This window comes from Advenella sp., from assembly GCF_052108595.1.
In the GTDB taxonomy this organism is placed as follows: Bacteria; Pseudomonadota; Gammaproteobacteria; order Burkholderiales; family Burkholderiaceae_B; genus Advenella.
Genome location: NZ_JBQEAU010000016.1, coordinates 35717 through 44227, shown reverse-complemented (window position 1 = coordinate 44227; position 8511 = coordinate 35717). Strand labels below are relative to the sequence as shown.

Genomic DNA, 8511 nt, shown 5'->3' with positions numbered 1-8511 from the left:
AGGATATCCTCGGAATGCTGACCCAGCATGGGCGGTGCATTGCGATACTGAATGGGTGTGTCGGAAAAACGCATGGGACTGGCCGTCATCGGCGAGGTTCCCGCTGCTGGATGCGGCAGTTCCAGTTTCATCTGGCGTGCGATCACTTGCGGATCTGCGTAAACCTGGTCAATCGTGTTGATCGGTCCGGCCGGGATATTGCTGGCCTCCAGATCTGCCAGCCAGGTATCACGCTTGCGGGTTTTCATGACGGACGCCAGCAATGGAATGAGTGAATCGCGATTGACTACCCGGCCGGCATTTTTCCGGTAGCGCTCATCGTTGACCAGTTCCGGCATATTGATCAGGCGGCAGAACGAGGCAAATTGTGTGTCGTTGCCTACCGCCAAGATAAGATGGCCATCTTCAACTTCAAACACCTGATAGGGCACCAGATTCTGATGCGCATTACCGGCACGCTTGGGTACCTGGCCAGATGTCATGTAATTGAGATTCTGGTTGGCCAGCATTGCCACCTGGCAATCGAGCAGCGCCATGTCAATATATTGCCCCAGGCCGCTGCTGTGGCGCTCATTCAATGCCGCCAGAATGGCAACGCTTGCATACATGCCTGTCATCAGATCCGACACCGCCACGCCGGCCTTCTGAGGGCCGCCACCTGGCAGATCGTCGTGTTCTCCGGTAATGCTCATGAGACCGCCCATACCCTGAATAATATAGTCATAGCCTGGGCGGGTGGCATACGGCCCCGTTTGTCCGAACCCGGTAATGGAACAGTAAATAAGTCGCGGATTGATCTGCTTGAGACTGGCGTAGTCGAGCCCGTATTTTTTCAGGCCACCCACTTTGTAATTTTCCACGACAATATCGGCTTTGGCCGCCAGCGCCAGAACGATCTCACGTCCCGCATCCGTAGTGAAATCGAGCGCCAGCGAGCGTTTATTGCGGTTCGCAGAAAGGTAGTAGGCCGCTTCGCTGGTGTCCGCCCCGTGTTGATCCTTCAGGTATGGAGGCCCCCAACCACGCGTATCATCACCGCTGCCCGGACGTTCCACCTTGATGACGTCAGCGCCCAGGTCGGCCAGGTTCTGGGTACACCATGGACCCGCCAGAACGCGTGTCAGATCAAGTACCCTGATGTTCGCCAATGGCGCCATACGCTGTGTCATTTTCCTGCTTCTCCGTATTCAAATTTCAATTATGTTGTCGCCGTCGGCCAACATGTCAAACGTGATTAAGTTCCAGAATCGGCCACCCACCCTGCATGACGCAAGTAATATAGTGACCCAATAGATAGTGAACAAACAGACAGGCCAGCGGCCCGGCTGCCTGGGGCTTACATTCTACCCTTTTTTCTGCAGCATCTCTTTGAGCCGGACCAGCCGTTCCTTGGGAGTCATGCCGCTGAATGGATCCACCACTGTTTTTACGCCGCTCTCCAGACCCATTTCACCGATAAACCTCGAAGGTTCACGAATCAGATCTTCACGGGCCTTGCGACGCTTCTTGCACCAGGTCAATGTCAGATGAAATTGCGCTCGGGTAATACCCACATACATGAGACGGCGCTCTTCCTGGATGCGCACTTCCAGCGCCTCGGCGTCCTTGTTCGCATCGCCATATTCGTCGTCCTTGCCAAAATGCGGCAGCAACCCTTCCTCTACGCCAACCATGTGCACATAGGGATATTCCAGACCCTTGGAGGCATGAATGGTCGTCAGCCGCACGGCATCGGGATCTTCGTCGTCTTCGCTACGTTCCAGCATGGTGATCAGGGCAATACGCTGAACCAGCTGCGCAAGCGTCAAGCCGTCTTCCTGTGCCTTGCGCTTGAGCCAGTTGGTCAATTCAAGCACGTTCTGCCAGCGCGATTGCGCCGCACGCTCTTCCTGGGTGTCATATAAATAGCGTTCGTAATCGATGTATTTCATCAATTCGTCCAGCAGCTCGGTTGCGCCTTCAGCCGGTGTGGCCGCACCGCCATCTGTCCTGCCGCGCCCGGCACGCCATTGTATATTTCGAATGAAATCAACAAAAACCTTCAGCGGCTCAAGCTGGCGGGGCGCAATCCGCGTGGCGGCCAGTTCATCATGAACGGCATCGAACAGTGAGCACTTGAGCTGCGTGGCCGTGTCCCCAAGCGCTGTCAGGCTGGCCTGTCCCACGCCACGTTTGGGCGTGGTAACCGCGCGAATGAACGCAGGATCGTCTTCTTCGTTGGCGACAATGCGCAGGTAGGCAATAATATCGCGGACCTCGGCCTTGTCGAAAAAGCTTTGCCCCCCGGCAATCACATAGGGAATCCGCAGCTCGCGGAATGTTTGCTCGAACAGGCGACCCTGATGGTTGCCACGATAGAGCACGGCGTAGTCCTTCCAACGGGCGTTGCGTTCGAAACGGGAAGCCGAGATGCGCATGCCCACCGATTCGGCCTCGGCCTCTTCATTGTCCATGACCACCACCTGAATGGGTTCGCCCTGACCCAGCGTAGACCACAGTTTTTTACCGAACAGATTCGGATTGCGGCTGATGACCTGGTTGGCTGCGTCCAGCACCGTCGCGACCGAACGATAGTTCTGTTCCAGCTTGATAATACGCAGTGCCGGATAATCCTGAGGCAATTTGGCCAGGTTTTCGATAGTGGCGCCGCGCCAGGCATAAATGGCCTGATCATCGTCGCCCACCGCTGTAAACATGTCGCGCAGCCCAGTCAGGGATCGCACCCATTGGTATTGGCAGACGTTGGTGTCCTGGTATTCGTCCAGGAGCATATAGCGACAGCGCCGCTGCCAGCGCTCGCGCACCTCATCGTTGGTGCTCATCAGCGTCGCCGGCATGACAATCAGATCGTCAAAATCCACCGATTGATACGCGCGCAAGGTTGCATCGTAGCTACGGTACACGCGGGCAGCGTCCATTTCGTCAGGGGTTTGGGCGATTTTTTCTGAATCATCAGGCGTAATCAGCGCATTTTTCCATAGCGATATTTGCTGTTGTACGCTGCGCAACCGGCCCTTGTCGGTGGTCGCCAGCAACTCCTGAATCACGCCCAGCGCATCGGTGGAGTCCAGGATGGAAAAACCGGGTTTCAATCCCGCCAGCACCGCCTCTTCCCGCAAAAAACGCACGCCCAGTGCATGAAATGTGCTGATCGTCAGGCCTTTGAGCCGTTTCTTTTCCACGCTTTGCTGAATACGTTCAGCCATTTCGCGCGCCGCCTTGTTGGTGAACGTCAGGGCTATGATACCGCGGGCATCATAGCCGCACTCATTGATCAGATAGGCGATTTTCTGGGTGATGACGCGAGTCTTGCCGCTGCCGGCGCCTGCCAGGACCAGGCATGGTCCGTTCAGGTACAGCACCGCCTCACGCTGCGCGGGGTTCATCGATTGCAGTGCATTGCTCATTATCTAGATTTCCAGTGGGTCTACTTCGATGAAATAACGCATGCGCTGCTTCTGTCCGATTGTTTGGACCTGTGGCAGCCACTGCTGCAGAAAACGCTGCAGCGCTGGCCTTGACACCGATTCAACCAGCAATTGTGCCCGTTCGACGTGGGCAACGCGCAGAATCCGCAGGGGGACAGGATCGTAAAGACGCACGGCCTCGGGCTCGCCGTCGCCAGACAAGACCGAGGCGGCGTGTTCCCGGATGTCTTGAAGAAAGGTCAGTGCCAGCTGCACGCTTTTGGCTTCGGCGGTGATCAGGGCCTGAAAGGTAAAGGGTGGCAGGCCGGTATCCTGGCGCTCTGCCAGCAAGTCGTCGGCAAAGGCCGGGAAGTCGTTGTTAAGCAATGTCTGATAGACCGTATGGTCGGGATAGCCGGTTTGAATCAACACCTGGCCCCCTTCCGTGTGACGCCCTGCCCGACCGGCTACCTGCAGCAATTGGGCAAACAGGCGCTCGGGGGCGCGAAAATCCGCAGAAAACAGCATGGAGTCTGCATTGAGCACCGCAACCAGGCCAAGACGCTTGAAGTCATGCCCCTTTGCCACCATTTGCGTGCCTACCAGAATATCGATATTGCCGGTATGCACTTCATCGAATAGCCGCAGAGCACTACCCTTCAGGCGTGTGCTATCTGCATCAATGCGCTGGATTCGCGCTGTGGGAAACGTTTCCTGCAGAAATTCTTCAACCCGCTGGGTGCCCCGCCCCAGCGGCTGCAAATCCTGGTTGCCGCAATCAGGGCAGATGGATGGGACGCGCCTGTGGAAACCACAGTGGTGACACTGCAACTGATAGCCGCTGCCAGGAGTGCGATGCAATACCGTATGCACCGAGCACCGCGGGCACTGGCTGACCCAGCCGCAAGCGGCACAATGCATGACAGGGGCGTAGCCCCTACGATTCAGAAACACCATGGACTGTTCGCCGCGCTCGAGTCGAGTGCGGATGGCCTCCAGCACGTTCGGCTCGAACCCCTGGTTAAGCTTGGCCTTCCGGGTATCCACAAGACGAATGTCGGGAAGAAAGCGGGTTCTGGCGCGCTGCTCCAGGCTCAATCGGGTATAGCGGCCACTGAGCGCATGATGCCAGGTTTCCAGGGAGGGCGTAGCCGATCCAAGTATCAGCGGAATACCGGCATGATGTGCGCGCCAGACCGCCAGATCGCGCGCCGAATAACGCAAGCCCTCTTGCTGCTTGTAGGAAGCATCGTGTTCCTCATCGACAATAATCAGGCCGGGATTGTCCAGCGGCGCAAAAATTGTCATGCGCGTGCCCAGCAGCACCTTGAGCTTGCCGCGCTGGGCGTCTGCCCAGGCCTTCAGGCGCTCGCCATCGGCCAGCCCGCTGTGAAACACGGCAATTTCCTCGGGAGCCACGATATCTGCAAAGCGGGCCCGGACCGCCGTCTCCAACTGTGGCGTCAGATTAATTTCCGGCACCAGCATTAATATTTGCTGGCCCCGCTGCAAGAAGGCAAGCGCCGCGTGCAGATACACTTCTGTCTTGCCGCTTCCGGTCACGCCATGCAGCAGATAGGGACAATAGCCGTCTGATTGGCAAATTTGCTGCACGGCATGTTGCTGCTGGGCATTCAATACGATTGGAGAGGCGACCGCTGGGGCGACTGGACTGCGTTTTTTACGATCGGCTCGGGCTACCGGGCCGCCAGCGGACCGCTTGCCCAGATAAGCGGCCGGTTTTCTTAAGCCGTTGGGCAGTACCGGCAGAATGACCTCGCCCAACGAGCGCTGATAGTAACGCGAGGCGAAATGAGCCAGGGCCAGCCAGGAAGCAGAAAATGCCGGAAGATCGTCCAGCACCTGCTCCACATCGCGGATCTGATCCGGGTCAAGCGCGGGCGCGGGCAGCAATTCAATGACCACGCCGATAAGCTGTCGCGAGCCGAAAGGCACAATAACGCGCTGCCCTATTTGCACTGGATGCTCGCATCGATAATCGAATGCCTCCTGTCGGGGAATATCCAACACGACACGAACCCAGCTGACTTGCACGCTTAATTCCTGAAAAATGTGAGAACAGATACCACCAGAGTTATCTGTTTGAGTATTACCTTTAAGTTACATATCCATGTCAACACTTAAAGTAGTTTCGCAGGTTTCAGCGTTAAAGCATCTGCCCGAAACCACTTATTAAATAAATGACTCTGCCTGTGGATAACTTTGGGGAAAACTATATTACAAAAAAACTATTGAAATGAATTGAAGGATCAAATTTTTTTCATACCGGAAACTTCATAAACTAATTTCTTAAATTTCAATAACTTAAAACGTCAGCTCATTGTGTTACAACAGTTTGTCCAAAAACAACAGCCGCTTGACTTCTGTGTACAACTTGGCCTCAACCGTGTTTGCTTGCGCTATAGCTGTGCACTTCATCGACCAGAATTGACACATTTTGGGGCGGTGTAAATTGTGAAATTCCGTGACCAAGATTGAATACATGCCCCCCATTTGTTACCGGCCCGAAGTCGTCAATGACGCGACGCACTTCCTGACGAATGGCGTCTTCTGTTCCAAACAGCGCCATGGGATCAATATTGCCTTGCAATGCAACACGGTCGCCTACCCGCTCACGAGCCTGCTTCAGGTTAACAGTCCAGTCAAGTCCAACGGCATCGCAGCCACTGTTGACGATGTCTTCCAGCCACAATCCGCCTCCCTTGGTAAACGAAATAACCGGCACAGTAACACCATCCTGATTGCGTTCCAGCTGGCTGATTACCTTGGTGGTGTATGCAAGCGAAAATTGCTGATACAAGCCATCGGCCAGTACGCCGCCCCAGCTGTCAAAAATCATGACGGCCTGGGCTCCCGCGCGGATTTGCTCGTTCAGATACTGCACAGTAGCCTGTGCAGTGACTTCCAGAATACGATGCAGCATTGCTGGCTGCGCATACATCATGGTTTTGATTTGGCGGTAATCTGACGAGCCCCGCCCTTCTACCATATAGCAGGTAACGGTCCACGGGCTGCCGGCAAAGCCGATCAGGGGCACACGGCCATTGAGCGACTGGCGGATCTGGCTGACGGCGTCGAACACGTAGCGCAACTGATTCATATCGGGAACGGCAAGCTGCTCGACATCCTGCTGCGTGCGCAAGGGACGTGCAAACTGCGGGCCCTCACCGGCAACAAAACCCAGCCCAAGACCCATGGCGTCGGGCAGCATGAGAATATCGGAAAATAGAATGGCCGCATCCAGGGGAAACCGATCCAGAGGCTGCAAAGTGACTTCTGTGGCAAAATCCGGATTTTTAGCCAGCCCCAGAAAGGACCCCGCCCTGGCGCGGGTCTCGTTATATTCAGCCAAATATCGTCCAGCCTGGCGCATCAACCATACAGGCGTATAGGGAACATGCTGGCGCTGCAGTGCGCGCAGGAAAACATCGTTCTGCAAAACCGGGAAAGCCATCGGGTACCTTTGATATCTATAAATCTATGATTTTCTTACCGGACAGATTGTATCGTACCTGGTGTAAGAATGGCCGCTGACAGTCGCCCGGCCATCAAGCGGTTTGCCGTCAGACACCGCTGCTGTTCAAAAACCATTGTCGCGAAAGGGTTCTGCACTGATCTGGTGTTTACGCATGAGCGCCCAGAACGCCCGACGATGTTTATGGGAATTGCGGGCGGCCAGGGCGATATTGCCCTTGCTGCGCGCCAGTGCATGCGTGAGATAGGCACGTTCAAATTGGGTAACCACGACCGACTTCAGTTGCTGAAATCCTTCGGGAAATTGCGCTATTTCCTGACAGCAGACCTTGGGGACGCTCAGGCGTGCCGGATGGGCACCCGCCGGCTTGCTCCCTTGCGGCATGGGGCTGCCGATTCCGCGCAAAAGCGAAACAGGCGACAGGATACGGTCAGTGCCTGGGCTGACCCCCATCAGTGCAGCAGCAGGCGTGCGACCACCGGATCGCTTGAACGCGGGCAACAACGGCGAACCGGGCCTTTCACCGGTCAGGTGCAGTGTACCCGCGGGAGCGCACGCTGGCGCCGGCGCCGGCGCTAAAGCATATTCAGCCGGGTGCGTGATCGCAGCATCGTGAACAGCATACTGCTTCGTATTGACGCTGTCGCCCAGTAGCGAAGGAAGACGGGCCTGAAGATTACGTAGTTCATGCAAGGCACGCAGCAGCCTGACACGGATTTCCTCTGGCTCGCATGGCCATAAGGCAAAATCAACGACACCGAGCTCGAGCAGATCGATCAGGCCAATGGGGCGCAGCGACAGCCCCAATACAAAAATGGGACGATGCTGTTCGATACGGGTTTGCTGCAACAATAAACGCGTCCATACCAGCGAAGCCGATGAGACGGGCAGGCAGATGGCATCAAAATGACGCAGTGAATAAGTCATTTCCTGCAGCAGCGAGACAGATGGGAACGTACCATGGTCCGCCCCGGGGGAGGGTTCTACCAGACTGAAATGCAGACGACCATTGTGTAAACGGTCAGGTTTGAGCAGCGTTTCTGCGAGCGTTTCGCAGCCGGGAATACTGATAAGGGCGCAGTCCAGTCGTTCTTTCACCTTGAGGGCCTTTTTCATGTAACAAAGCGTACAGGATAAATGGGCTCTGCACGACCAGCAATTCGCATTTGTCACACTAGGGCAATTACTGTTAAGTGACTGTTTTTGCTGAAAAAACAACGGTTTTGCTGCACTGCATGACATAAAGGCCATATACCCTTGCTTATTGCTAGGGTTAACCCTATAATGGTTTATACCTAGTTTTTACAGTCACTTTAAAGAGCCCAATACCATGAACCTTTCTATGAAAAACGCCCTCGCAATGAGCGATACCCCTGAACTTGCTTTCAGCGATTCTATGGAACGTGAATTGATCCACAATGCAATCAACGAAGAACGCGCACTGAGCCTGACCGCTCTGGTAAAAGCCATCGCTGTCTCTGTCGCCGCAGCCTGCGTCATGATGTATGACATGATCAAGGAAACAGAAAAAGCGATTGACGACACCGAGTCCGAAGGCGGTTTCAGCTGGTAATTGCTGAACGTTCCTGCGGCAACGACGCGGGTACA

6 protein-coding genes are annotated in these 8511 nt (G+C 55.4%); 1 reads left to right on the top strand and 5 read right to left on the bottom strand.

The genetic code is table 11. The features are described from left to right. The 5 genes from ACTIKR_RS04860 to ACTIKR_RS04840 all read right to left on the bottom strand — a co-directional run. Positions 1-1169: CaiB/BaiF CoA transferase family protein (locus tag ACTIKR_RS04860; RefSeq protein WP_442327249.1), on the bottom strand; the 1169-nt coding region annotated here is incomplete at its 3' end. Positions 1170-1343: 174 nt separating this feature from the next. Then, on the bottom strand, positions 1344-3407 hold the full coding sequence (locus tag ACTIKR_RS04855; protein WP_442327248.1) for a UvrD-helicase domain-containing protein: 2064 nt from the start codon (positions 3405-3407) through the stop codon (positions 1344-1346). Between the two features lie 3 nt (positions 3408-3410). Further along, the gene (locus tag ACTIKR_RS04850) at positions 3411-5462 is read right to left on the bottom strand and encodes a primosomal protein N' (protein WP_442327247.1); all 2052 of its coding nucleotides are present in this window, start codon (positions 5460-5462) and stop codon (positions 3411-3413) included. Positions 5463-5808: 346 nt separating this feature from the next. Continuing rightward, positions 5809-6882: a uroporphyrinogen decarboxylase gene (hemE, locus tag ACTIKR_RS04845; protein ID WP_193088292.1), complete on the bottom strand. Its 1074-nt coding sequence runs from the start codon at positions 6880-6882 to the stop codon at positions 5809-5811. Positions 6883-7008: 126 nt separating this feature from the next. Continuing rightward, positions 7009-8019, bottom strand: a complete 1011-nt coding sequence (locus ACTIKR_RS04840) for a hypothetical protein (protein WP_442327246.1) — start codon at positions 8017-8019, stop codon at positions 7009-7011. A gap of 226 nt (positions 8020-8245) precedes the next feature. Here ACTIKR_RS04840 and ACTIKR_RS04835 point away from each other — a divergent pair, with 226 nt between their 5' ends. Further along, positions 8246-8476, top strand: coding sequence for a hypothetical protein (locus tag ACTIKR_RS04835; protein ID WP_193088293.1), 231 nt, complete (start codon positions 8246-8248; stop codon positions 8474-8476). Positions 8477-8511 lie beyond the last annotated feature (35 nt).

Excerpts from the sequence above, each read along its gene's own strand:
- ACTIKR_RS04855 (WP_442327248.1), bottom strand. The coding sequence starts at position 3,407 with ATGAGCAATGCACTGCAATCGATGAACCCCGCGCAGCGTGAGGCGGTG.
- hemE (WP_193088292.1), bottom strand. The coding sequence starts at position 6,882 with ATGGCTTTCCCGGTTTTGCAGAACGATGTTTTCCTGCGCGCACTGCAG.
- ACTIKR_RS04840 (WP_442327246.1), bottom strand. The coding sequence starts at position 8,019 with ATGAAAAAGGCCCTCAAGGTGAAAGAACGACTGGACTGCGCCCTTATC.
- ACTIKR_RS04835 (WP_193088293.1), top strand. The coding sequence starts at position 8,246 with ATGAAAAACGCCCTCGCAATGAGCGATACCCCTGAACTTGCTTTCAGC.